The organism is Kitasatospora sp. NPDC098652 (assembly GCF_044760155.1).
GTDB lineage: Bacteria > Actinomycetota > Actinomycetes > Streptomycetales > Streptomycetaceae > Kitasatospora.
Map to the genome: position 1 here is coordinate 1 of NZ_JBIWAQ010000018.1, position 23,474 is coordinate 23,474.

The 23,474-nt window shown below is 75.0% G+C and carries 26 protein-coding genes; 12 read left to right on the plus strand and 14 right to left on the minus strand.

The genetic code is table 11. The features are described 5' to 3' along the window. Nucleotides 1–166: 166 nt before the first annotated feature. Together ACIQWA_RS30150 and ACIQWA_RS30155 are read left to right on the plus strand one after the other, a co-directional pair. Nucleotides 167–1,261, plus strand: coding sequence for an LD-carboxypeptidase (locus tag ACIQWA_RS30150; RefSeq protein WP_402487842.1), 1,095 nt, complete (start codon nt 167–169; stop codon nt 1,259–1,261). Continuing rightward, nucleotides 1,248–1,661, plus strand: a complete 414-nt coding sequence (locus ACIQWA_RS30155) for a GNAT family N-acetyltransferase (RefSeq protein WP_402488004.1) — start codon at nt 1,248–1,250, stop codon at nt 1,659–1,661. The genes ACIQWA_RS30150 and ACIQWA_RS30155 overlap by 14 nt, the downstream gene beginning before the upstream one ends. Before the next feature lie 688 nt (nt 1,662–2,349). Here ACIQWA_RS30155 and ACIQWA_RS30160 read toward each other — a convergent pair. From ACIQWA_RS30160 to ACIQWA_RS30170, 3 genes are all read right to left on the minus strand, one after another. Continuing rightward, complete coding sequence (locus ACIQWA_RS30160; protein WP_402487844.1) at nt 2,350–2,901, minus strand: hypothetical protein; 552 nt, start codon at nt 2,899–2,901, stop codon at nt 2,350–2,352. Further along, nucleotides 2,901–3,515, minus strand: a complete 615-nt coding sequence (locus tag ACIQWA_RS30165; protein WP_402487845.1) for an amidase domain-containing protein — start codon at nt 3,513–3,515, stop codon at nt 2,901–2,903. Before ACIQWA_RS30165 ends, ACIQWA_RS30160 begins: the two co-directional genes overlap by 1 nt. A 117-nt stretch (nt 3,516–3,632) precedes the next feature. Next, a complete protein-coding gene (locus ACIQWA_RS30170) occupies nt 3,633–4,859 on the minus strand; it encodes an alpha/beta hydrolase family protein (RefSeq protein ID WP_402487847.1) in 1,227 nt (408 codons plus the stop codon). Between the two features lie 377 nt (nt 4,860–5,236). Between ACIQWA_RS30170 and ACIQWA_RS30175 the strand changes: the two genes are divergently transcribed. After that, nucleotides 5,237–5,518 (plus strand): hypothetical protein, encoded by a 282-nt coding sequence (locus tag ACIQWA_RS30175; protein WP_402487849.1) that lies wholly within the window; start codon nt 5,237–5,239, stop codon nt 5,516–5,518. 64 nt (nt 5,519–5,582) lie between these two features. Here the strand turns inward: ACIQWA_RS30175 and ACIQWA_RS30180 are convergent, their stop codons facing one another. The 4 genes from ACIQWA_RS30180 to sigJ all read right to left on the minus strand — a co-directional run bounded on the left by ACIQWA_RS30180 (nt 5,583) and on the right by sigJ (nt 8,574). Beyond that, the gene (locus ACIQWA_RS30180) at nt 5,583–6,206 is read right to left on the minus strand and encodes a helix-turn-helix domain-containing protein (protein ID WP_402487851.1); all 624 of its coding nucleotides are present in this window, start codon (nt 6,204–6,206) and stop codon (nt 5,583–5,585) included. 62 nt (nt 6,207–6,268) lie between these two features. Continuing rightward, entirely contained in the window at nt 6,269–6,760 is a 492-nt protein-coding gene (locus ACIQWA_RS30185; protein ID WP_402487853.1) for a MarR family transcriptional regulator, read from the minus strand. Beyond that, nucleotides 6,757–7,245, minus strand: a complete 489-nt coding sequence (locus tag ACIQWA_RS30190) for a MarR family winged helix-turn-helix transcriptional regulator (RefSeq protein WP_402487855.1) — start codon at nt 7,243–7,245, stop codon at nt 6,757–6,759. Before ACIQWA_RS30190 ends, ACIQWA_RS30185 begins: the two co-directional genes overlap by 4 nt. Nucleotides 7,246–7,590: 345 nt before the next feature. Further along, nucleotides 7,591–8,574: an RNA polymerase sigma factor SigJ gene (gene sigJ, locus ACIQWA_RS30195; protein ID WP_402487856.1), complete on the minus strand. Its 984-nt coding sequence runs from the start codon at nt 8,572–8,574 to the stop codon at nt 7,591–7,593. Between the two features lie 133 nt (nt 8,575–8,707). On the opposite strand from sigJ, the gene ACIQWA_RS30200 reads away from it, so the two are divergent. After that, a complete protein-coding gene (locus ACIQWA_RS30200) occupies nt 8,708–9,073 on the plus strand; it encodes a DoxX family protein (RefSeq protein ID WP_402487859.1) in 366 nt (121 codons plus the stop codon). A gap of 50 nt (nt 9,074–9,123) precedes the next feature. Further along, entirely contained in the window at nt 9,124–9,666 is a 543-nt protein-coding gene (locus ACIQWA_RS30205; RefSeq protein WP_402487861.1) for a GNAT family N-acetyltransferase, read from the plus strand. 94 nt (nt 9,667–9,760) lie between these two features. Here the strand turns inward: ACIQWA_RS30205 and ACIQWA_RS30210 are convergent, their stop codons facing one another. Next, nucleotides 9,761–10,423: a histone deacetylase gene (locus ACIQWA_RS30210; RefSeq protein ID WP_402487863.1), complete on the minus strand. Its 663-nt coding sequence runs from the start codon at nt 10,421–10,423 to the stop codon at nt 9,761–9,763. Between the two features lie 433 nt (nt 10,424–10,856). Here ACIQWA_RS30210 and ACIQWA_RS30215 point away from each other — a divergent pair, with 433 nt between their 5' ends. Continuing rightward, nucleotides 10,857–14,864, plus strand: coding sequence for a Pls/PosA family non-ribosomal peptide synthetase (locus ACIQWA_RS30215; protein WP_402487865.1), 4,008 nt, complete (start codon nt 10,857–10,859; stop codon nt 14,862–14,864). 223 nt (nt 14,865–15,087) lie between these two features. On the opposite strand, the gene ACIQWA_RS30220 is transcribed toward ACIQWA_RS30215, so the two are convergent. Next, on the minus strand, nt 15,088–15,825 hold the full coding sequence (locus ACIQWA_RS30220) for an SDR family oxidoreductase (RefSeq protein ID WP_360232235.1): 738 nt from the start codon (nt 15,823–15,825) through the stop codon (nt 15,088–15,090). A 163-nt stretch (nt 15,826–15,988) separates the two neighbouring features. Here ACIQWA_RS30220 and ACIQWA_RS30225 point away from each other — a divergent pair, with 163 nt between their 5' ends. The 3 genes from ACIQWA_RS30225 to ACIQWA_RS30235 all read left to right on the plus strand — a co-directional run bounded on the left by ACIQWA_RS30225 (nt 15,989) and on the right by ACIQWA_RS30235 (nt 17,803). After that, the gene (locus tag ACIQWA_RS30225; RefSeq protein WP_402487867.1) at nt 15,989–16,561 is read left to right on the plus strand and encodes a TetR/AcrR family transcriptional regulator; all 573 of its coding nucleotides are present in this window, start codon (nt 15,989–15,991) and stop codon (nt 16,559–16,561) included. A 319-nt stretch (nt 16,562–16,880) separates the two neighbouring features. After that, entirely contained in the window at nt 16,881–17,498 is a 618-nt protein-coding gene (locus ACIQWA_RS30230; RefSeq protein ID WP_402487869.1) for a hypothetical protein, read from the plus strand. Then, nucleotides 17,495–17,803 carry a hypothetical protein gene (locus ACIQWA_RS30235; RefSeq protein WP_402487871.1) on the plus strand — a complete coding sequence of 103 codons (309 nt, stop codon included), beginning with the start codon at nt 17,495–17,497 and terminating at the stop codon, nt 17,801–17,803. The genes ACIQWA_RS30230 and ACIQWA_RS30235 overlap by 4 nt, the downstream gene beginning before the upstream one ends. Nucleotides 17,804–17,838: 35 nt before the next feature. On the opposite strand, the gene ACIQWA_RS30240 is transcribed toward ACIQWA_RS30235, so the two are convergent. Then, entirely contained in the window at nt 17,839–18,474 is a 636-nt protein-coding gene (locus tag ACIQWA_RS30240; RefSeq protein WP_402487872.1) for a flavin reductase family protein, read from the minus strand. Between the two features lie 165 nt (nt 18,475–18,639). Beyond that, complete coding sequence (locus tag ACIQWA_RS30245; protein ID WP_402487874.1) at nt 18,640–19,284, minus strand: carbonic anhydrase; 645 nt, start codon at nt 19,282–19,284, stop codon at nt 18,640–18,642. Between the two features lie 116 nt (nt 19,285–19,400). Between ACIQWA_RS30245 and ACIQWA_RS30250 the strand changes: the two genes are divergently transcribed. The 3 genes from ACIQWA_RS30250 to ACIQWA_RS30260 all read left to right on the plus strand — a co-directional run bounded on the left by ACIQWA_RS30250 (nt 19,401) and on the right by ACIQWA_RS30260 (nt 20,972). Then, nucleotides 19,401–19,946: a hypothetical protein gene (locus ACIQWA_RS30250; protein ID WP_402487876.1), complete on the plus strand. Its 546-nt coding sequence runs from the start codon at nt 19,401–19,403 to the stop codon at nt 19,944–19,946. Nucleotides 19,947–20,140: 194 nt separating this feature from the next. Beyond that, complete coding sequence (locus ACIQWA_RS30255) at nt 20,141–20,491, plus strand: helix-turn-helix transcriptional regulator (RefSeq protein ID WP_360232389.1); 351 nt, start codon at nt 20,141–20,143, stop codon at nt 20,489–20,491. A 64-nt stretch (nt 20,492–20,555) separates the two neighbouring features. Further along, the gene (locus ACIQWA_RS30260) at nt 20,556–20,972 is read left to right on the plus strand and encodes a VOC family protein (RefSeq protein WP_350509502.1); all 417 of its coding nucleotides are present in this window, start codon (nt 20,556–20,558) and stop codon (nt 20,970–20,972) included. A gap of 19 nt (nt 20,973–20,991) precedes the next feature. On the opposite strand, the gene ACIQWA_RS30265 is transcribed toward ACIQWA_RS30260, so the two are convergent. Genes ACIQWA_RS30265 through ACIQWA_RS30275 form a run of 3 tightly spaced genes read right to left on the minus strand, consistent with a single transcriptional unit; the run spans nt 20,992 to nt 23,270 of the window. Beyond that, nucleotides 20,992–21,189 (minus strand): hypothetical protein, encoded by a 198-nt coding sequence (locus tag ACIQWA_RS30265; protein ID WP_402487878.1) that lies wholly within the window; start codon nt 21,187–21,189, stop codon nt 20,992–20,994. Further along, the gene (locus tag ACIQWA_RS30270) at nt 21,186–21,956 is read right to left on the minus strand and encodes a MerR family transcriptional regulator (RefSeq protein ID WP_402487880.1); all 771 of its coding nucleotides are present in this window, start codon (nt 21,954–21,956) and stop codon (nt 21,186–21,188) included. The genes ACIQWA_RS30265 and ACIQWA_RS30270 overlap by 4 nt, the downstream gene beginning before the upstream one ends. A 51-nt stretch (nt 21,957–22,007) precedes the next feature. After that, complete coding sequence (locus ACIQWA_RS30275; RefSeq protein ID WP_402487881.1) at nt 22,008–23,270, minus strand: FAD-dependent monooxygenase; 1,263 nt, start codon at nt 23,268–23,270, stop codon at nt 22,008–22,010. Nucleotides 23,271–23,474: the final 204 nt, after the last annotated feature.

Here is a 23,474-nt window from a genome sequence, read left to right on the forward strand (position 1 = left end):
ATGCTCCGCATGGACTCCCTCCTCCGCCTTGCGATGCACGCACCCCAACGCCGCGCGCTGATCCGACGCGAATTGTCAGACACGCCCTAGGGGCGTGCCCGACACGCCCCACGGCGGCGGAAATAACTCGGGTGACCCGGGCCGTGGCAGCGGCGACACTGGCGCCATGACCGCCTCCACGCCCCCGCCCCCACTGCTGCGGCCGCGCGCCCTGGCGCCCGGGGACCTCGTCGTCATCGCCGCGCTGTCCGGCCCGCTGCCGGCCGCTTACGAGCCCAACGTCGAGCGGACGGTGGAGGTGTTCGAGCGGATGGGGTTCCGCGTGCGGCGGGCTCCGCTGCTCGAAGCAGGACGGCGCCACTGGTGGAGCGCGGCCACGCCGGCCGAGATCGCCGGGGAGCTCAACGCTCTTCTGCGTGATCCCGAGGTACGCGCGATCGTCGCCAGTGACGGCGGCCAGACGGCGCTCGGCTACCTCGACCTGATCGACGTCGAGGCGGTCAGGGCCGACCCCAAGCCGATCCTCGGCTACAGCGACATCTCGCTGCTGCACCTGGTGCTCCATGCGCGCACGGGCCTGGTCGGCTTCCACGCCGACATGGCCGTCCCCGGCTTCGGCGGGCACTGGCCGTACGCGCCAGCGGCACGCCAAGCAGAACTCGAGGAGCTCTACACCAGGCTGCTGACCGGTACCGGGGCGATCGGCGCGCTGCCCGCGAGCCCGTCCTGGGAGTGCTGGCGTCCCGGTCGTGCCGAGGGGCCGCTGATCGGCGGGGTGATCAACCGCATCGTGCTGGCGCAGGCGACGCCCTTCGCGCTGCCGCTCGAACGCTTCGACGGCGCGGTGCTGTTCTGGGAGGAGATGGGCGGCCTGGCATCGTACGTGTGGAGCTACCTGCAGGTGATGCGGCACAGCGGCATCCTCGACCGGATCTCCGGCATGGTCGTGGGCGTTCCACGCGAGATCGGCGGACTGGAGCCCGGCACCTCCCCGACCCTGCGCGAGATCGTCCTCGACGTCCTCGGCGATCGTGACATCCCGGTCCTGGGCAACGTCGACGTCGGGCACGCCGGCCCGAACCTGCCGCTGCCGGTGGGCATCCGCGCCGGCCTCGACGCGCAGCAGCGCACCCTGTCGCTGCTCGAACCGGCGGTGGGCCCCCGCGCGGCGCTCGACCAGTGCTGCTCCCCGGAGGTTCGTGGAGGGGGTGATCACAGCCGTGGGCGCGCATGGCAGGCTGCTGTGCATGGTGATCAGTGATGCGTCGCAGGCCGGCGACGAGGTGTTGGTCGTGTGTCCTGACCTGACGGATGCCGAACTCAACGAGTTGTTCGGCGCGTCGTGGCCGGCCCACCGGCCGACCTCCTTCGCACCGGTGCTGTCCCGCAGTCTGACCTGGATCGCGGCGCGTCGAGGTGACCGGCTGGTCGGATTCGTGAACGTCGTCGGCGACGGCGGCGCGCACGCCTTCATCCTGGACACGACCGTGCACCCGGATGAACGCCGGCAGGGGCTCGGGGTGCGGCTGGTGAGGGCGGCCGCCGACGAGGCGAAGGCGAGCGGTGCCGAGTGGCTGCACGTCGACTACGAGCCGCACCTGGAGTCCTTCTACGGTCAGTGCGGATTCCGGCCGACCGCCGCCGGGCTCATGCGGCTCTGAGGGGGCTGCCGGCGCGCGGCTACTCGTGCAGCGCCGCGGATCGTGGGCAGTTCGCGGCCCGCGGCCCGCGGCGTGGACGGGATCCGGACCTGAGCCGCACAAGGTCCGCGGCGCGGCTCTGCTGACTCGTCCCTACCTGCCGACTGCCGCGCCTGGCCCGCATCATCCCGCACAAGCCGGGCCGGCACAGAAGAACTTCTAAAGATCACACCTTTCAGCAGGTGGCGAGTGATCGTCATGAACAACGGGGCAAACACTGCCTGACGCGGCACTAGCCCGCGTGCTCGCGGTCGGCCTCGGCCTTGAGTGCGGCGAAGTCCCCGACAATCTCGTGTCACATTCGGGCACCGGTCGGCGTGATCTCTGCACTGCCCGACAGGGAGGAGTCGAACGCGTGGGCACCGCTCGACGCGATCGCTGAGCGTCCCGCGGTACCGGAGCCAGTGCCGCCGAAACGGCGGTCGGGGGGGGGGGGGCCGCCCCGGGGGGGGGCCCCCCCCCCCCCCGCCGGGGGGGGGGGGGGGGGGGGGGGGGGGGGCCGCCGGGGGGGGGGGGCGGGGGGGGCCCCCCGCGCCGCCGCGGGGGGGGCGCGGCGGGCGCCCCCCCCCCCCGGCGCCCCCCGCGGGGGGGGGGCGCCCCCCCCCCGGGGGCCCCCCCCCCCCGACCGCCGTTCACCGTGCGAGCGGCGTCATGGTCTGGTGGGCGGGGGAAGGGTTCCGCCGGGGGTTGCCGGTGCCCAGGTGGGCGGGGCGGCGGCCTCCTGAGGGTCGGTCTCCCGCATCGAGACCTTCCAGCCGTCCTCTCCGGCGTTCCCGTCCAGGCGCAGGTTGATCTGTTTGACCTGCCGGGTGCGCTCGAAGTACAGCACCACGGTCTGCCGCTCCGATGCCTCGCCGTGGAACTCCGCGGTCACCGGTCCCGTCGCCCCCTCGTGAAAGGTGGTCACCCAGTTGGCCGCCGTGGTGTTCGCCTCGGCGGCCGACCCGTCGGAGGTGGCCATGGCCGCCAGCTTGCCCCGCGACCCGTCGGCGAGCCGCCACACGACCTCCTGCGTCAGCCGCAGGCTGCCGGCGGACGGGTAGCCGGTCACGCGCAGCGGTTCGTGCTGCGCGTAGTCGTCGGCGTAGCGGAGCGAGTCGCTTCCCGCGGAGAGCTGCCAGGTGGCGATCCCCACCGCCGAGACGGCGACGGCCACGGCGCCGACGGCGACGATGGTCGACGTCTTCCAGCGGCCGGCCATCAGGACGTACCCAGCGGACGGACGATCCAGAACCGCTCGACCGGCTTGCCGGCGCGGCGCTGGCGGGCCAGCGCGTCGTACAGCGTGGTCTGGTCGACCAGGCCGTGCTGGCGCAGCTCCATCTTGCGGCCGTAGCTGACCACGACGGCGGCGTGGTCGATCCGGGACTCGCCGACCCACTTGAAGAACACGAGGTCGCCGGGCTTCGCGGAGTGCGCGCCCATGATGGCCTGGGTCTGCCGGTAGCCGGTCAGGTGGGTGTAGAGGTTCTGCGCGGCGGACCAGGTGTAGCTCTTGAAGGGCTTGAAGAAGAGGTAGCCCTTGTCCCACCAGGCGTAGTCCCTGGTTCGGTTGCCCTGGCGGAATTGCATTCCGCCACCGTAGTACAGCGCCTTGGAGACGAAGTTCGTGCAGTCCTGACCGTACTCGCGGTGGACGTTGATGTTGCGCCGCGCCCAGTCGGCCGTGCCGCTGCCGTTGACACCCGCGAAGGTCGCGGTGGTCACGCCGGTCGGCACCGTGGCGGGTTCGGGCAGCGGCCAGCCGTCCTCCACCACGCAGCGGGCCAGGCGCAGGCGTCCGGTCTCGGTCAGCGGTGCGTTACGGTGTGGCATGAGGGCCTTTCTGGCTGTAGGTGCAGATGTCGCAATCCACACCGAGCCAGAAGGCCCTCACTCATTTCAAGATCACCACGCCGTGAGCCCTGTCACCAACCTCCGTGGTCAGTACACCTAGTGCTGGAAGAGCACTTCCGGATTGTCCGGCGAGGGGCCGTCCAGCAGCGGACGGTGGATCCCCTGCAGCGTCCGGTCGAAGAACGCCGTCACGTACTCACGCGTGAGCGCCACCCCGCGTTCCGGGGAGAGGGGCGGCGTCGGGAACCCGGCCTCCTCCATAAGCAGGTCCAGGTCGCTGAAACTGAAGTGGTCGGCGCCGGTGAACGTCAGCCACTTCTTGTAGCCGCCGAGGGCGGCCCAGGGCTGCTCCCACTCGCCGCCGGCCGAGTCGTTGGAGGCGGCCGCACCCAGCATGAGGAACGGCCGGTCGATCTGGCCGGGCAGCGGGTCCGGGTGGAAGGAGCCGTCCATGTTCACTCCGGCCCGTACGCGCGGGTCGGCGATCATCGTGGCGGCGGCCGCCGCTCCGCCGATGGAGTGTCCGGCCATGCCGATCTCGTGCTTGTCGATGAGGTGTGCCAGGCGCCACGCGGTGTTGCCGTGCGTCAACCGGTCGATCACGAAGGACGCGTCCCGCGCGCGGTTGGCGGCGACGGCGTCGAAGTCGAGCGCCGGGTCGTCGCAGATCGCGCAGGGCGGCGTCCGGCCGTCCGCCAGCGTCTCGCCGCTGTCCCCGAAGGTGTCGCCGACCAGCGCGACGACGTAGCCGTGACTGGCCAGGTCGGTCGCGAGCGAGGTGAGCGTCATGCGCGGGTTCTCGTAGGCGGGTGAGAGGACGACCAGCGGATGCTTGCCGCCCTGCGGCCGGGCGCCGTCGAAGGCGTGGGTGGTGACGCCGGAAAGGGTCTGCGGGGTGACGCCGGAGCTCGCCGGCAGCTTCCGGCGCTGGAGGACTCCGGCTGCCTCGGCGAGGGTCATGTACGGGGCCGGGGCCCCGGTCCCGGGGACGGCCGGGTAGACCATCGTGACGGTCAGTTGGCGCGGGCCCGACGACGGCACCCACGGGTCAAGGCGGCTCGTGTCGGTGAGGTGGATGACCTCCTCGCCGGCGGCGTAGGGGCCGGTCGGCGCGGGGAGCGTGCCGTGGAAGGCCGGCGTGGGCGCGGTGGCCGTGGCCGGTGCGGTGTTGAACGCGTGCGTGGCCGGCGGTGTGACCGACCGTGAGGCCGACGGTGAGGCCGACGGTGTGGTCGTCGTGGCGGCGAACCCGGCGCCGGTTCCGGTGACGAGGGCGGCGAGCGTCAGCGCCGCGACGGCGCTGATACGGCGATTGCGTTTCATGGGCTCGAACCTAGGGTCCGCGGCCGCGCGTCGAATCAACCCGTGGAGGCAAACCTTCCGGCGTCGTTCGTAGCCCCCGTGGGGTACCGGAGTCATACCCCGGGACCAGGTCGTGCGGCGCGACGTTCCCTGCGCCGGCATCGTCAAGCAGCCACCTGTGTCCCGGCCTGCGACGAACACGACGCCGGGCCCTACCGCAGGACGTACGACGGCAGCCCGCTCGAGGCCGCGTGGACTTCCGAGGGATCAACGGGGGCGCTCAACCGGCCCTGTTGCGTCGCCGGTTCGGGCGATTGCCGTATCCGCCCCGGCGCCGGGAGGATCCTGCGCACCGGCGCCGCCCGACGGCGCCGGGCCCGAAACGAGAGGATCGCTCCATGCGTCGCCGGTTCTTCGCCCTCGTCCTGCTGGCCTCCGCCGGGACGCTCGCCCTCGCCGTCCCCGCCCAGGCCGCCATCGGGCTCCTGGTGGTGAACGGCGTGCCCCACGAGAACCCGCAGCGCGGCTGCTACCCGGCCACCTCGCCGGTCGCCGTGGAGAACCTCACGAGCTCGACGGTCCTGGTGCACTCCGCCGCGGACTGCCGGGGCCCGGTGACGCTGGAGGTGGGGCCGGGGGAGTCCGCCACGGCCTCCGGGGCCAGCTACTTCGTCGAGTGACCGGGTTGCGTAGTTGCGGATCCGTGGCCCCGGCCGCCCGTCCCTCGAACCGCCTTACCGTCGGCTACCGGGAACCGCCGTCGTCGAGCCCGGCGATGACCCGGAGGTCCGCCTCGGACATGTCCAGGGCCTCGGCGATCAGGCGGACCAGCGGCAGGTCCGGGTTGTGCCCGCGGCGGAGCATCCGGACGGTGGACATCGACAGTCCGGCGCCCCTGGCCACGTCCCTGACCGGGATCCCGCGCAGTTCCATCAACCCGGTGAGCACCCGCCCGAACGGATGCGGCTCCGGCCGCCCGGCAGGGGAGAGGGCCGGGCCGATCACCACGTCACCGACCTTGGCCTGGAAGCGGACCAGCCGGTCGCCCGTGAACCCGACCTTCGCGACGAACGGCAGGCTCTCGCCGTCGCCGGAGACGACCGTCCCCGGGACCGACACCTCGGCGAACCTCACGGCGGGATCGCAGCGGTGGTCCCCGGTCTCCACGGGAGTTCCCGGCTCGACGCGGTCGACCCTCCAGTCGCGGTTCCACCACGGAAGGTCCCGCAGCAGCCCGTTGAAGAACGGCGGTAGGACGGTCACGTCCACCGGGTCCGGGGGATGCTTCTGGCCACCCCAGATGACGCCGGGCCAGTACGTCAGGGCCGCGATCACGTTCGCCGTCAGCGGTCGGTCGGTAGTCTCCACGGCCACACTCTCCCACCGGTGGACGGATCAGTCTCCGGCGGCCGGGGGTGCGTGGCCGCTGCTCACCCGGCCTGGCGGGCCAGTTCGGCGTTCGCGCGCTCGGTGATCAGGGCCAGCGCCCGTCCGGCGGCGGCCAGGTCCGCGTCCGGGATGCCCGCGTACAGGCGGGCCGAGATCCCGGCCGTCTCGGCGCCGGCGCGCTCGTACAACTCGCGCCCGGCCGTGGTGAGTTCGAGGCTCCCGTCCGGACGCTCGGCCAGCAGGGCGGCCGCCGTCAGCTCGCCGACGACGGCGCGCACCGCCGCCTCCGGGGCCTTGAGCGCGCCGGTGACCTCGGCGACGAGTTCGCCGGCCCCGACCGACCCGCCCGCGGCGGTGACGGCGCGCAGCGTCACGCTCTGCTCGAAGGTGGCGCCGTGGCGGGCCAGGACGCCCTCCAGGAGGGCGCGGGCGGCGTAGTGGGCCAGGGCGATGGAGCGGGGGTTGAGCGCGGGGGCGGCCACGGGGGCGGTGGCGGTGGTGGTTGCGGTGGTGGTTGCGGTGGTGGTGGTCATGGCTGGGGCTGCTCCTCGTTGTCGTCGGTGTGCGGGTCCAGCGGTACGTCGAGCAGGGCCGTCAGCTCGCGGGTGAACTCCCGGGTGCGCGGGCTGTGTTGGCCGCCCAGCGGTTCCAGCAGCTGCTCCAGCAGGCCCTGGACGACGGTGATCGCGCACCCGGTGACCTCGCGGCCCTGGTCGGTGAGCGAGAGCCGCATCGCGCGCGGGTCCTTCGGGTCCCGGGTGCGCTCGACCAGTGCGGCGGCCTCCAGGGCGCGGGCGAGCTTGGAGACGTAGAGGGCCTCCAGGCCGGTGTGGTCGGCGAGTTGGCGCTGGCTGGGGCGCTGCCCGGTGCGCGCCAGGCCGTACAGCGAGCCCAGCAGCGCGTACTGGGCGTGGGTCAGGCCCAGCGGCGCCAGGGCCCGGTCGATGGCGGCCCGCCATTTCATGGACAGGCGCCAGACCAGGAATCCGGCGGTGGCGCTCTCGGCTGCTTCGCTCATGACGGATACTGTACATGGCTACTATGTCCATGGCTACTGTTTTCGCGGGCCGGGCCGGGCCGGGGGCCGGGCAGGGCAGGGGGCTGCGGCCCCTTCCGTTGCGCCCGGCGCGGTCGGCGGCACGCGATCGGGAATGCGGCGGTGCGCCGTGACCGGGCGGGGCCGCCCTGCGGCCTGCACCCGTGGGAGGGTGCGGCCGAGGCGGGGGCGCGTGCGTCGTCGCCGGGCGCTCACGGCGGGGGCCGGGGAGGCAGCCGCGAAGGCCCGCACCGGTACGGGCCTTCGCGACTCCCGGTGACGGGGTTACCCCCGCCCGGCCCCACCCCTACGCCGGGGCGCGGTGGTTCACCCGAACGGGATTCGTAGGCCTGGGGCGTTGTCGGACGCGCCCTGGCGTTCCCGCACCCGCCGCAGGCCGAGGTCGGAGACCTCGCCGAGGTGGCCGAGCTTGTCGGGGTTGGACACGGAGTGCAGCGCCCGGATCGCGCCGTCGACGATGTGCAGTTCCAGGACGGAGGTCACGCGCCCCTGCGGGTCGTAGGAGACGGCGCCCGGGCGGCCGTTGACCAGTGCCGGGTGCAGGGTGATGCCGAGTTCGCGGCTGCGGCCGAAGCCGAAGGCGAGCAGCTGGGCGACGCGCTCCTGGCCGGCGACCGACCTGCCGACCGACTGCGCCTTGCCGCCGCCGTCGCCGTGGAAGACCACGTCGGGGGCGAGCAGGTCGAGGAGTTGGGTCAGGTCCCCGCCGGCGGCCACCGCGAAGAAGCGGCGCGCCAGTTCGTCGCCCTCCGCCCGGCGGGCCGTGGGTGCCGGGGCCTGGGCGTCGCCCGCGGCCAGGCGCTTGCGGGCCCGGGCCAGGATCTGACGGCAGTTCGCCTCCGACTTGCCGGTCAGCTCCGCGACCTCCGGGTAGCCGTAGCCGAAGGCCTCGCGCAGCAGGAACACCGCCCGCTCCACGGGGGAGAGGGCCTCCAGCATCAGCAGCAGGGCCATCGACAGCGAGTCGGCCAGTTCGGCGTGCTCGGCCGGGGCGTCGCCGGGGCGCTCGGCGAAGGCGACGACCGGCTCGGGCAGCCACTCGCCGACGTAGGACTCGCGCCGCACCCGCGCCGAGCCGAGGTGGTTGATGCCCAGGCGGGTGACCGACGTGGTCAGGTACGCCTTGAGGTTGGTGACGGTGGTGCCCGCCCGCTGGGCGCGGGTCAGGTTGAGGAAGGTGTCCTGGACGAGGTCCTCGGCGTCGCCCACCGAACCCGTCATGCCGTAGGCGATGGAGAACAGCAGCGGCCGGTACCCCGCCGCCTCCGTCGCGCCCGCCGCTGCTGCCATGGCCACTCCGTCCCGTCCCGGCGCCGCCCCGGCCCCGGGGTGGCGCGCGTCACCGCGGGCGGCTGTCACAGGCCGCCCGGCCGCCCTGTCCCAGAGGGCAGCAGCGGACAACGTACCGAGGAGAACGAACACCATGAACCCTGCCCTGTGGACCGTCACCGCCCTGCTGGCCGCCGCCTACCTGCTCGGCGGCGCCTTCAAGGTGCTGGTGCCCAAGGAGCGGATCGCCGCCGCCGGGCGCAGCGGCCGCTGGGTCGAGGATTTCAGCGCGGCGGGGGTGCGGGCGATCGGCGCCCTCGAGGTCCTGGCCGCCTTGGGCCTGGTGCTGCCCGCGCTGCTGCACGTCGCGCCGGTGCTGGTGCCGCTGGCCGCGCTCGGCCTGGTGCTGATGATGGCCGGCGCGGCGGCGGTGCGCCTGCGGCGCCGGGAGTACCCGCTGGTGGCGGTGGACGCGCTCTACCTGCTGCTGGCGGCCTTCGTGGCCTGGGGCCGGCTGTGACGGCAGGCCTGCCTCAACTGGCCTGCGGCGGGCCCTTGTAGGGTGCGCGGATGGAAGACCTGGACCTGGGGGCGGCGGTCTGGCCGCCCGTGCCGATCCGCACCGAGCGCCTCGTGCTGCGCGGGAGCCGGGAGGGCGACCGCGCGGCGTTCGTCGACCTGCTCTCCTCGCCCGAGGTGCACACCTACCTCGGCGGGGCCCGGCCGCGCGAGGAGGTCGAGCGCGAGCTGCCCGGGGCGCCCGAGGACCGGCCCGGGACCTTCGTCGCCGAACTCGACGGGGCGATGGTCGGCCTGGTCCTGCTCCGGAGGGCGAGCGGCCACCACCGCCCGGCCGCCGCCGGCGCTCTCGACCTCGGCTACCTGTTCCTGCCCCGGGCCTGGGGGGCCGGCTACGCCGCCGAGGCGTGCACGGCGGCCCTGGCCTGGCTCGCCGGCGTGCTGCCCGGCGAGCCGGTGGTGCTGGCCACCCAGAGCGCCAACACCGCCTCGATGCGGCTCGCGGCCAGGCTGGGCTTCACCGAGCTGGAGCGCTACCGGGCCTGGGATGCCGAGCAGTGGCTCGGCATCCGCCCCCCGACGCCCGGCGCCTGACCCCGTCGGTGCCTGAGGCGTCAACGCCCTTTCAGCGCAGGCCTGTTGCACCCCTGGCCGCCCCTGGCCGGCCCGGCGGGGCGGTGCCGCTTGTTCAGTCCAGCAGCGCCGCGACCGCCGGCACCGGCCAGTGGCCGGCGGCGCCGGGGCGGGTGGCGAGGTAGCCGGCGGTGCGCCAGGGGCCCCAGGTGTGGGATTCGGCGAGGCCGGCGGCCAGGGTGCGCAGGTAGGCGGGGGAGGGGGCGGCGCAGGTGGCGCCGGCCAGGCCGGTGGGGGAGGTGAGGGTGAGCACCGGGCGCCCCCGAAGTGCTCCCACGTGCAGGAGGGTCTCGTAGCGGCCGGGGCCGAGCCGGTCGCGTCCGGTGGCCAGGACCCGGGTGAGGTCGAGGTCGGTGCCGGGGCGGCGGTGTATCTCCTGGGCGGCGACGTCGCCGAACTGGCCGGCCGTGACGAGGTAGGCGCGGCAGGGCACCCGTCCGGGCGCGGCGGGGTCGTAGAAGGCGGTGGCGCCGCCCCAGGTGGCCGAGTGCCCGGCGAAGTACACCGTGCCGGGCAGGGTCAGGGCGGCGCTGGCGCGCGGCGGGCGCCGGTCGCGGCAGCCCGGGCAGGTGCGGGCCGCGCCGTCCGGACGGCCGCCGCAGAGGTAGCAGGAGAAGCGGGCGGCGTGCAGGTTGGACCCGTACGCCGCGTACCACAGGAGCCGGTCCCGGCCGCCGCCCCGGCCACCGCCGCCGCGGCCGCCGGTTGCGGCGCACACCGAATTCACAGGAGACATCCGCACGGAAAGGGACGGCGGCAGCCGCCCGCACCCACACGAGAATGACGTGCACAGGTCGAGAATCCGACCGAAACCCCCCGATTCGGTAGTCGACCCCTCACTACCTGTACCGTTCCGGTCGCCATGGTGTTCATCACTCTTCCCTCCGTCGTCACGCCCCTCCGGTGTCCGCCGACTAGCCTTCACCATCGAAAACGCTCGAAAAACCTCGAAATGACATTCGATTCGTATCGGTGCCTGAGGAAACGGCATCGATGATGAGAATTCCCTTTGACCGCGCCTGCGCTGCATCCAGCCGACTCCCAGCGGAGTCATGGTGAGTGGGCGCCTCCCACCGGGTGACCCGGACGTCACCGCACGTAGCAGGCGATGCGCGCCCTCCCAGGAATACGGAGCCGAGGAAAACCACCCCATGGACGCACGGCACGACACGGCCGGCCCAGCCACGCTGCACCGCCCCCACCCCGGGCAGGCGGCGGGCTGGCCGGTGGCCCAGCCCGCCCACCCCCGAAGCCTCCTGGACGTCATCGCCGCCACGGCCGACGCGCACCCGCACGCGCCCGCCCTGGACACCGGCGACACCGTCCTCGACTACAGCACCCTGATGCAGGAGGTCGACGCCCTCGCCGGCGTCCTGGCCGGCCACGGCATCGGCACCGGCGACCGGGTGGGCGTGCGCATCCCCTCCGGCACCGCCGACCTGTACGTCGCCATCCTCGCCGTGCTGCGCTGCGGCGCCGCCTACGTCCCGGTGGACGCCGACGACCCCGACGAGCGCGCCGAGATGATCTGGCAGGACGCCCGGGTCTGCGCCGTCGTCGGCGCCCAACGCCGCCTGTTCGCCGGCCCCACCGCCCGGCCCTCGGGCCGCCCCGCCTGGCCCACCCCCGCCGACGACGCCTGGATCATCTTCACCTCCGGCACCACCGGCCGCCCCAAGGGCGTCGCCGTCACCCACCGCAGCGCCGCCGCCTTCGTCGACGCCGAGGCCCGGATCTTCCTGCGCCACCAGCCGCTGGGCCCCGGCGACCGCGTCCTCGCGGGCCTGTCGGTGGCCTTCGACGCCTCCTGCGAGGAGATGTGGCTGGCCTGGCGCCACGGCGCCTGCCTCGTGCCCGCCCCCCGCTCCCTGGTCAAGGCCGGCACCGACCTCGGCCCCTGGCTCCTCCAGCGCCGCATCACCGCGATCTCCACCGTCCCCACCCTGCTCGCCCTGTGGCCCCAGGAGTGCCTGGACCAGGTCCGCCTGATCATCGTCGGCGGCGAGGCCTGCCCGGCCGAACTGGTGGAGCGCCTGGCCGTGCCCGGCCGCGAGTTCTGGAACACCTACGGCCCCACCGAGACCACCGTCGTCGCCACCGCCGCCCGCCTGCTCCCCGGCCAGCCGGTACGCATCGGCGCACCCCTGGACGGCTGGGAGATCGCCGTCGTCGACCCCAACGGCCACCCCGTGCCCTGGTACGAGAGCGGCGAACTCCTGATCAGCGGCATCGGCACCGCCCGCTACCTCGACCCCGCCAAGGACGCCGAGAAGTACAGCCCCCACCCCGCCATCGCCTCCCCCCGCGTCTACCGCAGCGGCGACCTGGTCCGCAACGACCCCGAGGGCCTGGTCTTCCTCGGCCGCGCCGACGACCAGATCAAACTCGGCGGCCGCCGCATCGAACTCGGCGAGATCGACGCCGCCCTCCAGGCCCTGCCCGGCATCCGCGCGGCCGCCGCCGCCGTCCGCAAGACCCCCGCCGGCGCCGACCTGCTGGTCGGCTACCTGGTCGCCCGACCCGGCACCACCCCCGACCTGGCCACCGCCCGCCAGCACCTGCTCGAACGCCTGCCCGCCCCCCTGGTGCCCGTCCTGGCCCTGGTCGACTCCCTGCCCACCAAGACCTCCGGCAAGGTCGACCGGAACGCCCTGCCCTGGCCCCTGCCCACCACCGGCACCACCACCGGCGGCGGCGGCCCCGCCCAGCCCCTGGACGGCACCGCCGGCTGGCTCGCCGCCCAGTGGGAGCGCCTGCTCGGCACGGCCCCCGCCGGCGGCGACGACTTCTTCGCCCTCGGCGGCTCCAGCCTCACCGCCGCCCGCCTGGTCTCCGAACTGCGCACCCGCCACAGCGGCGTCTCCGTCGCCGACCTCTACGCCCACCCGGTACTCGGCGACCTCGCCGGCTACCTCGACTCCCTCGCCCCGGCCCCGCGGGCCCAGGCGGCCGCGGCCGGGCCGGAAGCCGCCGCGACCACCACCACGCCCCGCACACCGGTGCGCCCCACCCCGCGCAGCGCCGCCCTCTGGCAGACCCTGATGCTGCTCGCCATGTTCGGCCTCTCCGGCCTGCGCTGGATCATCGTCCTGATCGCCGCCGACAACCTCATGGGCCCCGGCCTCCCCTGGGCCCCGCACAGCTCCTGGTGGCCCGTGGCCGCCGGCGCGCTCCTCTTCTTCACCGCCCCCGGCCGCACCCTGCTCGCCGCCGCCGGCGCCCGCCTGATCACCGCCGGCATCCGCCCCGGCAGCCACCCCCGCGGCGGCCACGTCCACCTGCGACTGTGGGCCGCCGAGCGCTACACCGCCATGTTCGGCACCGGCAACCTCGCCGGCACCCCCTGGGCCGTGCGCTACGCCCGGATGCTCGGCTGCCGCGTCGGCCGCGACGTCCACCTGCACACCGCGCCCCCGGTCACCGGCCTGGCCCGGATCGGCAACGGCGCCAGCCTCGAACCCGAGGTCGACATCGCCGGCTGGTGGCTCGACGGCGACACCCTCCAGCTCGGCCACCTCGACATCGGCGAGGGCGCCGCCGTCGGCCACCGCGCCACCGTGATGCCCGGCGCCCGCATCGGCGCCGGCGCCCAGATCGCCCCCGGCTCCTGCGTCACCGCCGCCGTCCCGCCCGGCGAGCACTGGCACGGCTCCCCGGCCCGCCCCTGCACCGAGGCCCCCACCCCCTGGCCGGCCCACCCCGCCAAGCGCTCGCGCGCCTGGAAGCCCGCCTACGGCGCCGCCTTCGCCGTCTTCGGCCTCCTGCCCGTCCTGGCCGCCCTGCCCGCGCTGTCCATCCTCTACCCGCTGGTCGACCACGACCGCACCCTGCCCGCCGCCCTGCTCCAGCTGCTGCCGCTGACCGTGCCACTGGCCGTCCTGACCCTCCTGTGCCACGCCGCGCTGATAGCCCTCCTGATCCGCCTGCTCTCCCTCCCGCTGCGCCCGGGCTTCCACCCGGCCACCGGCGGCGTCGCGTTCTGCGCCTGGGCGGTCTCCCACCTCGGCGACGGCGCCCGGCGCACCCTGTTCCCCTTCTACGCCGGCCTCCTCACCCCGGTGTGGCTGCGCCTGCTCGGCGCGAAGATCGGCCGCCGGGTGGAGGCCTCCACCGTGCTCGCCCTGCCCGCCCTGATGCGGGTCGACGACGGCGCCTTCCTCGCCGACGACACCCTCGTCGCCCCCTACGAGCTGCGCGGGGGCTGGCTGCACCTGGGCCGCTCCCACGTCGGACGCCGCTCCTTCGTCGGCAACTCCGGCATCGTCGGCCCCGGCCGCTCACTGCCCGACAACTCCCTGGTCGGCGTGCTCTCCGACACCCCCGCCCACGCCCCCGAGGGCTCCTCCTGGCTGGGCCGGCCCGCCTTCGCCCTGCCCCGGGTGGCCGCCGCCGGCGGCGAGGACCGCACCTACAACCCGCCCAGGCGCCTGATGTGGGCCCGGGCCGGCGTCGAGGTCTGCCGCCTGCTGCCGGTCGTCGTCGCCGCGATCCTGGCCGACCTGGTCTTCGCCGCCCTCCAGGCGCTGCGCGACGACTACGGCCTGGGCACCGCCGCCGCCGCGGCCGGCCTGGTACTGGTGGCCGCCGCCGCGGCCGCGTGCGCGGTCACCACCCTCGCCAAGTGGCTGCTGGTCGGACGCTTCCGGGTGTCCGAGCACCCGCTGTGGTCCTCCTTCGTATGGCGCAACGAGCTCTACGACACCTTCGTCGAGGAACTCGCCATGCCCTTCGGCGGCGCCGCCATGACCGGCACCCCCTACCTCAACCTGTGGCTGCGCAGCCTCGGCGCGAGGATCGGACGCGGGGCGTGGTGCGAGACCCACTGGCTGCCCGAGAGCGACCTGGTCACCGTCGGGGCGGGCGCCAGCGTCAACCGCGGCACCGTGCTGCAGACCCACCTGTTCCACGACCGGGTGATGCGGCTGGGCCCCGTCCACCTGGGCGCCGGCTCCACCACCGGGCCGCACTCGATCGTGCTGCTCAACTCCTCCCTCGGCGACGACACCACGGTCGGCCCGGCCTCCCTGGTGATGCGCGGCGAGAACGTCCCCGCCGCCACCCGCTGGCTGGGCAACCCGGTCGCCGCCTGGAACGCCGACGCCACCCCGCCGGCCGGGCGCCGCGCCGCCCGCGGCCGCCGCCGGGCCGCCGCGCGGTAGCCCGCACGGACCAGCCCGCGCACCGGCGGTGCGGCCACGGATCCCCCCGCGGCCGCACCGCCTGCGCTGCGCCCGGACCCGGGAGAGGAACGCCGTGTCCACGGCCATGGCGAAGGCGGCGCCTGTCGGTCCGGTGCGCCCGTGCCGGTGCCGGTGTCCGTGCCCGGGCCCGTGCCGGTGCCGGTGCGGGCCCGGGTGCGCGGGGCTCGGTCCTGGGCGGGGCTCAGTCCTGGGCGGTGGGGCGTACGACGATCTCGCTGACGTCGACGCCGTCCGGCTGCGCGACGGCGTAGCCGATGGCCGAGGCCACGGCGGAGGGCGGCATGGCGATCTCGTCGCGCCGGCGCACCAGCGCGGCCGCGACCTCGGGGCCGGCCCCCTTGCCGACGCCCTCGGTGTGGGTGAAGCCGGGGGAGACGAGGGTGACGCGCAGGTCGGGCCCCGCCTCCTGGCGCAGGCCCTCGGTGAGCACCTTCACCGCCGCCTTGGTGGCCGCGTAGACCCCCTGCGGAGGCCTGACGACGTGGGCCGCGGTGGAGCCGACGTTGACGAACTGGCCGCCGCCCTGGCGGCGGAAGACCGGCAGGGCCGCCCCGATGCCGTTGAGCAGGCCGGTGACGTGGGTGGCGACCATGGCGTCCCAGTCGTCCTGGCGCAGCTCGTCGAACGGCGAGACGGCCATCGTGCCCGCGTTGGAGACCAGCACGTCGAGCCGGCCGTACCGGTCCAGGGCCGTGTCGGTCAGGCGCCGCAGGTCCTCGCGGCGCGTGACGTCGACGACGACGCCGGTGGCGGCCGCGCCCCGGGCGGTGACGGCCGCCACGACGGCCTCCAGCCGCTCCCGGCGCCGGGCCCCGAGCACGAGGCGGGCGCCCCGCTCGGCGAGGTGGTGCGCGGTCGCCTCCCCGATGCCGCTGCTGGCGCCCGTGATCGCGATGACCTTGCCCTGGATGCCCGTCATGAGCCTCTCCCTCTCCCCGGTGCGTACGCGGTGGGCGCACTGCCCTACAGTGAAAACGGAGGCGCCCCCGCTTCCCTCAGGCTAAGTGGGGCCGCCTCCGTTTATCAAGCGGGAAGACCGCCGACGGACGAAGACCACCGAGGAACGAGGACGGCGAGCACCGATGACCGACGGAGCACCCCGGCCGCTGCGGGCCGACGCGCGGCGCAACCGGGAGAAGATCCTCACCGCCGCCGCGCGCGTGTTCGGGGAACAAGGACCGGACGCCCACCTGGAACGCATCGCCAAGGAGGCGGGCGTGGGCAGCGCCACCCTGTACCGCAACTTCCCCACCCGGGAGGCCCTGATCGAGGCGGTCTACCGCAACGAGGTGGTCCAGCTGTGCGAGGCCGCCCCCGCCCTGCTCGCGCGGCACCCGCCCGAGCGGGCCCTGCGCGCCTGGACCCGCCTGTTCCTGGACTACGTCACCGCCAAGTACGGCATGATCGACGCCCTGCGCGCCATCGCCGCCACCGGGGCCAACCCCTACGGCGGCAGCCGGGAGATGATCCGGAACGCCGTCGCCACGCTCATGGACGCCTGCGCGGCCGCCGGCGTGATCCGCACCGACATCCGGCCCACCGACCTCGCCGCCGCCCTGGAGGGCATCGCCCTCACCTCGGCGGGCGCCGAGCACCGGCAGCAGGCCGAGCGCCTGCTCGACCTCACCCTGGACGGCCTCCGGCCGCGGCGCTGAACCCGCGGGGCACGACGCCGCACGAGGACCGGAACGGTGACGAGGACCGGAACGGTGACGAGGGCCGGGCGGTGACGAGGGCCGGGGCCGCCAACGGCACGATCGAAGGAAGGCGGCCCCGGCCCCGGTCCGTTCCCGTACGGGCGGGGCATCGACCGCGAAAGCCCGTACGGCTGCGGTCGGCACCCATTGGACGACTTCAACAGCACTTGAAGTCAAGCGCCCCGGCCGCGCCCCCGGCAGGAAACCGGACACCGCAGCGGGGTAGCCTCGCTCCCGGCGGGGGCCGACAGGCGCGAGGGGACGAGGGGCGGACGGGATGACGCAGCAGCAGCGCGGCTACTGGCGGGAGGCGGACGGCACGCCCGTCGCCGTCAGCCAGGCGCACATCGTGTGGACCAGGGCGGCCTACCCGGCCCTGGTGGACGTGGCAGGCCGCTACCACGCGGTGATCACCTACGCCGAGCTGGCCGAGGCCGTCCAGCAGGCCTCCGGGGTGCGCACCAGCGTCAACCAGCGGCACTGGATCGGCAAGGTGCTGGCCCTGGTGGTGCGCGAGGCCCACCGGCGCGGCGACCCGCCGCTGACCTCCCTGGTCGTGCACGCCGCCGACGGCATGGTCGGGGCCGCCTACCAGGACGTCCTGGAGGTCGCCGGGCAGCCGCCCATCCTGGACGAGATGGACCGCGAACAGCACGCCGCCGCCGCCCGCCTCGCCTGCTACCGGCACTTCGGCGCCGACCTGCCCGCCGACGGCGGCATCCCCGCCCTGGCCCCGCGCCTGACCACCACGGTGACCCGCAGGAAGACCGCCACCGCGAAGACCGCCGCCGCGGTTACCGCCACCGCCCCGCGCCCGCCGGCGATCTGCCCGAACTGCTTCCTGGAACTGCCCGCGACCCGGGTGTGCGACTCCTGCGGGGCGAGGACCGCGTGACCCGCTGGGCCCTGGACGCGCTGCTCGGCCTGGTGCTCGCACCGGTGGAATGGGGCGCGACCGTCCTGCTCTTCTTCGCCGTGCTGCTGAAGAGCGGGGGCCGCCGCCCCCGTCCTTGGGAGAACGCGGCCTGGGCGCTGGTCCTGGCCGCGTTCCTGCTCCCGGTGGCGGGCGCCGTCCTGTTCGCGTGCGCGGGCCTGCCGGTGACCGCAGGCACACAGGCGCTGGTGCCCGTCGTGCTGCTGCTCATGCTCCGCTTCCGCGGGTTCGCGGGCGCGATCGGCCGCTTCTTCACCCACCGCTGAACCGCGCCCGCTGAACCGCCGCCGTCGGGCCGCCGTCACACCGCGGCCGGCAGCCTGCCCGGCATCCGCCAGCCCTCCGCCAGCCGCGAGGGCGTCAGGCGCCGGCCCTCGCCGAAGAACTCGCAGAACTTCATGATCAGCGGGTCCCAGCCGACCGGGTCCACGTAGTGGTCGCTGCCCGGCACGATCAGCCGCTCGTCCACGTGCGCGCGCACCACCGACACCTCGAAGGCGGTGCACCCCGGGTTGCCCGCCAGCGCCCTGGCCTCCTCCAGCCGGCACTCCAGCTGCACCGGGCACTCGGCGGCCCGCGGCGCCCCCACCAGCTCGCCGGGCAGCTCGGTCAGCCCCGCGGCGGCGAACTTGTTCCGCTCGTGCCGGTAGCCCTGCGCGAGCCGGTACTCGGAGATCCGCGGGTTGGCGGTCAGCAGCGCCAGCGCGTCGACGGCGTCGACCTGCGCCGCCGAGGGCAGGTTGAGCACGCACTCGCCCTCGCGCCGCAGGTTGATCGACGTCTGGGAGCTGTTGCCCAGGCCCAGCACGCAGGACTGGCCCAGCCACCAGGCCGAGGACATCGGCGCCAGGTTGGCGCTCCCGTCCTCGTTGCGCGAGCCGATCAGCACCACGGGGGTGCCGAAGTACAGGACCTTGAGATCGGTGACCTTGTGCACGGGAAGAGCCGTCCTCGCCTCGGGTGAGTCGGTGGCCCGGACCGGACGGTCCGCGACCGGCCACCGACTCTGCCCCCGCCCGCGCCCCGGCGCTGGCGGGGATCGGACACGGCGTTCCGTACCCGCCGCGCCTGCGCGCCGGAGGTCAGCCCAGGACGCGGACGGTCAGCCCAGGCCGCGGACGGCGACCGTACGGGCCTGGCCGTCGGTCAGCCGGTACGACAGGCCCACCACCGCGGCCCGCCCCTCGGCGACCTTGGCGGCCAGCAGCTGCGAGCGCTCCAGCAGCAGGTCCACCGTCTGGCGGATGTGCTCGTCCACGATCGCGTCCGGGTCCTCGATGCCCGCCGCCCTCGCCGACAGCACGCTCGGCGTCACCCGCTCCACCACGTCCCGCACGAACCCGCCGGGCAGCCTGCCCTGCTCCAGGGAGTCCAGCGCCGCCGCCACCGCGCCGCAGGAGTCGTGCCCGAGCACCACCACCAGCGGGCACTCCAGCACCGCCACCCCGTACTCGATGCTGCCCAGCGCCTCCGCACCGGTCACATGACCGGCGGTGCGCACCACGAACAGGTCACCCAGGCCCCGGTCGAAGATGATCTCGGCGGCCAGCCGGGAGTCCGAACAGCCGAACAGCACCGCGAAGGGCTTCTGCGCCGGCGCCAGCGCGGCCCGCCGCCCGGCGTCCTGGTTGGGGTGCTCGGGGCTGCCCCCGACGAAACGGGCATTGCCCTCCAACAGCACCCGCAGCGCCTCGGCAGGGTCGGATATCGGGTCGGATACGGGGCCGGATATCGGAGAGGAGATCATGGCGCCACCCTAGATCGCCGCTGCCGGCAGTCGCAGCCGGGGGGGCCGGGGGGCCGGGGCCGGGTGCCACGAAAAGCGGATGCCCGCGCCCCGGCCGCCGTGGGAGGGTCCCGCGCATGAACACCGACACGCACACCGGCTGGTCCTTCGCCGGCGCCCGGCAGCCCGCCCACTTCGGGGCCTGCACCGTCCAGGGCGAACCGGACGAGCCGGAGCACGCCGCGGTCGGCGACGACCGGACGCTGTGCCAGGAGCAGCCACGGACCATCACCCGCTACCGCCACCCGTTCGGCATCCGCATCGGCGCCCGCTTCTGCCCGCGCTGCCAGCACCTCGCCGCCACCGCCCCGTCCCGCCCCGGCGTCCAGGAACGCCTGCACGAACGGGTCCTGGACGCCGCCGAGGGGCCGCTGCGCACGGACCTGCTCGCCGCGCTGCGCCGCGGCGCGCCCGTCCCCAGGTGGCTCAACGGCCCCGCGGACTTCCTGGTGTCGCACGCGGGCCTGGACGAACTGACCGAGGGCGCCGCCCCCGCCGCTGCGGCCTTCGGCGCGCACACCCTCTCGCTGGCCCTGGCCGAGGACGGCCCCTGGCGCTACCTCGTCGTCCTGCCGCACGACGGCACCGCCCCGCTGCTCGCCCGCGGCCCGCGCACGCCCTGAGGGGGCCGGTGCCCGCCGCTCCAGCGGCGGGCACCACGCTCCATGGCCCCGCCCAGCGCCACCGCCCGGCCCGCGGGCGCGAGCGGGCCGCCGCCGGGCGGGGGAGAGTGTCCGAGCGGCCCGGTACGGTGGCTGGTGTGCCCACCCGCGTACCCCTCGAAGACCTCGTCCGGCTGCGCCGGGCCCGCGACCGGATGGACCGCGAGTACGACCAGCCGCTGGACGTGCCCGCCCTGGCCGGCACCGCGCTGATGTCGCCCGGCCACTTCTCCCGCAGCTTCCGCACCGCCTACGGCGAGACCCCGTACAGCTACCTCATGACCCGCCGCATCGAACGGGCCAAGGCGCTGCTGCGCCGCGGCGACCTCAGCGTCACCGACGTGTGCATGGCGGTGGGCTGCACCTCGCTGGGCTCGTTCAGCAGCCGCTTCACCGAACTGGTCGGCGAGAGCCCCAGCGCCTACCGCGCCCGCGACCACGCCGACGGCGAGCCGATCCCCGCCTGCATCGCCAAGATCCGCACCCGCCCGGTGCGCCGCACCTGAGGCGCCGCACCTGAGGCGCCGCATGTGAGGCGAAGGGCGGCCCCGCTCCCGTAACTTGAGGCCCATGAGCATCGAACTCGCACAGTGCTTCATCGCCGTCGACGACCACGACAAGGCGCTCGCCTTCTACCGCGACGTCCTCGGCTTCGAAGTGCGCAACGACGTCGGCTTCGAGGGCATGCGCTGGGTCACCGTCGGCTCGCCCGAGCAGCCCGGGGTGGAGATCGTCCTGGAACCGCCGCTGGCGGACCCGCACGCCTCCGAGGACGACCGCCGGGCCGCCGCCGAACTCCTCGCCAAGGGGCTGCTGCGCGGCGTCATCTTCCGCACCGACGACTGCGACGCCACCTTCGAGCGCATCCGCGCCGCCGGCGCCGAGGTCCTCCAGGAACCGATGGACCAGCCCTACGGCGTGCGCGACTGCGCCTTCCGCGACCCGGCCGGCAACATGCTGCGCTTCAACCAGCCGCGCGCCGCGTAGCCGTCGGCCCGAGCGGCGCTCAGGACCCGCCCGTGGGGCGGCCCAGGCGGTGCAGGACCAGCCAGGCCTGCACCGCCTGGGCCAGCAGCACGGCCGGCGGCACCGACCAGGGCAGCAGACCCGCCACGGACAGCGGCAACAGCACCAGGACAGTCGCCGCCAGGACGGGCAGGGTGCTGGACAGGGCGATGCGCAGCCGCGCCCGACGGGGGATCACGAGGCGCTCCCGCGGGCCCGGTCCAGGAAGGTGCGCAGGTCGGCCCAGGCGTCGGCCGGGGCGGCCGGGTCGCCGGACAGGGCGGCCGGGTCCTTGCGCCAGGCGGTGCGCACGGCGGCGGACAGCGTGGTGTCGCCGCCGCTGAACAGGCGGGAGAGCTCGTCGAGGCGGGCGGCGATGCGCCGCACCCGGGGGTCGGCCGCATCGGTGCCGGCGGCGCGCAGCGCCTCGGCCCGGCGGTAGAGCTGGGGCCACTCGACCTCCAGCAGGTAGTGGGCGGCCGGGCCCAGGGCGGCGGCGTGGTCGGCGAGGGCGTGCAGCTGGTCCTCGTCGAGGTGGCGGCGCAGGGCCTCGTCGGCGGCGGGCCGGGTGGCGCCGGTGGCCCGCACCAGGCGCAGCAGGTCCTCGGTGCCGGGCTCGCGTTCGGCGGCGAGTTCGCCGTCCAGGTGGTCCAGGCGCTCGCGCAGCTCCTGCAGCGCGGCCAGCGAGGCCTCGGTGGCGGCCAGGTGCTCGCGCACCAGGCGCCGCGCGTCCACACCGGCGTCCAGGCAGGTGGCGATGGTCTCCAGGCCCAGGCCCAGGCGGCGCAGCGCGAGGATCTGGTAGAGCCGCACGACGTCCCGCTCGGTGTAGGCGCGGTGGCCGGAGGCGGTGCGCCGGGAGGGGGAGAGCAGGCCGAGGTGGTCCCAGTGGTGGAGGGTGCGTACGGTCAGTCCGCTCGCCTCGGCGAGCGGGCCGACCTTCCAGGTCTGTTCATCGGAGGGCATGGCACGAGCATCCCTCCTGACGTCGCGTGAGGTGCAAGCCCGGGGCGCGCCTCAGGTGGTGCGGGCGGGCAGCGGGTGGGCGGCCGGCGGGTTGTCGGGCAGTGGGTAGGCGGGCAGTGGGTAGTCGGGCAGGGCGATGTCGCCGGCCTTGGCGAACTGGGCGGCCAGGACGGCGCGCAGCGGCCAGCGGCCCATCCAGCGCATCGAGGCGGCGCGCAGGCGGATCATCAGGGCGCTGTCGGGGGCGTAGCCGCCGACGCCGCCGGGCGGCAGCTCCTGGGCGCGGGTCACGTAGGGGCGCATCAGCTCCTCGTAGCGGGTGTAGGCGGCGGTGAAGTCACCGGCCGCGGCGGCGAGTTCACCGGCCAGCAGGTAGGCGCCGACCAGGGCGAGGCTGGTGCCCAGGCCGGTGAGCGGGCTGGGGCTGTAGCCGGCGTCGCCGAGCAGCGCGACGCGCCCGCGGCTGTAGCGCTCCAGGTGGATCTGGCCGAAGGAGTCGAAGGCGAAGTCGTCGGCGGCGGCCAGCCCGGCGACCAGGCGCTCCACCCGCCAGCCGGCGCCGGCGAAGCGGTCGGCGACCAGGCGGCGCCGGGCGGCGGCGTCGCCGCGCTCGAGGGCGAGCGGGCCGCAGCGGAAGGCCAGGGAGGCCTTGACCTCCCCGGGCAGCCGGCCCGGCCGGGCGGTGGCGACCAGCCCGCCGGGGGCGTTGTACATCAGGAACCAGCGGTCCAACTCGCGGGCCAGCGCCGGGTCGTGGACGGTGAACCAGCAGTGGTGCCCGCCGAGCGGGCGGTAGTGCTCCGGCTCCGCGCCGAAGGCCAGGCGGCGCACCGCCGAGTGCAGCCCGTCGGCGCCGACGACCAGGTGGAAGCGGCGGGTGGGGGAGTTCTCGAAGTCGACGGTGACGCCGTCCGCGTCCTCGGCCAGGGCGGTGACCGTGTCGCCGTACAGGTACTCGACGCCGTCGGTGGCCTGCCGGAGCAGCTCGGCGAGGTCGCCGCGCAGGATCTCCAGCTCGGAGACGATGCCCTCGCCCCCGAACAGCTCCACGGGCATCCGGGCGGTGTGCCGGCCGCGGGTGTCGACCAGGGCGATGCCGCGCTGCTCCACGCACAGCGCGCGGGCGCGCTCCATCAGGCCCATCCGCTCGATGACGGTGCGTCCGGCGCCGCGCAGGTCGACGGCCTGCCCGCCGGGGCGCGGGGCGGGGGCCCGCTCGACGACGGTGGAGTGGAAGCCGTGGCGGCGCAGCCAGTGGGCGAGGGCGGGGCCGGCGATGCCGGCGCCGGAGACGAGGATGTCGGTGTTCTCCATGCCTGCAACCGTACGGCGTACGCATGGCGCTCAACAAGCCGTGTTCTGTGGTGATTTGGGGCTGCTGCACTAGTGCACTAGGGGCGCTTCGGGGTCGGCTCGGGGTCGGTCGAGGGTTGGCCCGGGGCCGGTGCGGGGTGGTTGCCCGGCTGCTGCGGTGGCCCCGGGGGTGCCGGCCGGTGCACTAGTGCGCGCGGGGGCGGG